General features: G+C 75.8%; 1 protein-coding gene. It reads left to right on the top strand.

The annotated features are described in order from the left end of the window. Positions 1-86 precede the first annotated feature (86 nt). Positions 87-592: helix-turn-helix domain-containing protein (locus HMPREF0731_RS22700; RefSeq protein ID WP_007006624.1), on the top strand; the 506-nt coding region annotated here is incomplete at its 3' end.

Below are 592 nucleotides of genomic sequence, written 5' to 3'. Positions count from 1 at the left end.
CCGCCCGCCGGTCCTGGCGGCCCGTTGCCGCGCCTCACCGCAATTCGGTTTGCCGCGCGCCGCGCGGCGCGTTAGGTGTTCTCCGCGTGCCCTACGACCTCAAACGCCTCCCCCGGACCGACAGCCAGCCCGCCGAGGCCGCGCGGGTGGGTGAGGAGCTGCGCGAGTCGCGGCTGGCCCTGGGCGTGAGCCTGGAGGAACTGGCCGACCAGCTGCGCATCAACCGCCGCTACCTGGCCGCCCTGGAAGAGGGGCGGGTGCGCGACCTGCCCGGTGTCGCCTATGGCACCGGCTTCGTGCGCAGCTATGCCCAGGCCATGGGGCTGGACGCGCCCGACCTGGTGCGCCGCTTCCGCGAGGGCGCCGGCGCCGCCACCCGCTCCAAGGACCTCGTCTTCCCCGAGCCGGTGCCGGATCGCGGCGTGCCGGCCGGGGCGGTCATCCTGCTCGGCGCCGTGCTGGCGATCGGCGGCTATGCCGCCTGGTACCAGTGGAGCGGCTCGGCCGAGCGCAATGTCGACGCGGTGCCGCCGCTGCCGCCACGCCTGGAGCAGAGCGCGCGCGAGGCCGGCCTGCCGCCGCTGCCCAATGG

Source organism: Pseudoroseomonas cervicalis ATCC 49957 (assembly GCF_000164635.1).
GTDB lineage: Bacteria > Pseudomonadota > Alphaproteobacteria > Acetobacterales > Acetobacteraceae > Pseudoroseomonas > Pseudoroseomonas cervicalis.
Note: the sequence above shows the minus strand (reverse complement) of the source record. Positions and strands in the feature narration are given on the sequence as shown.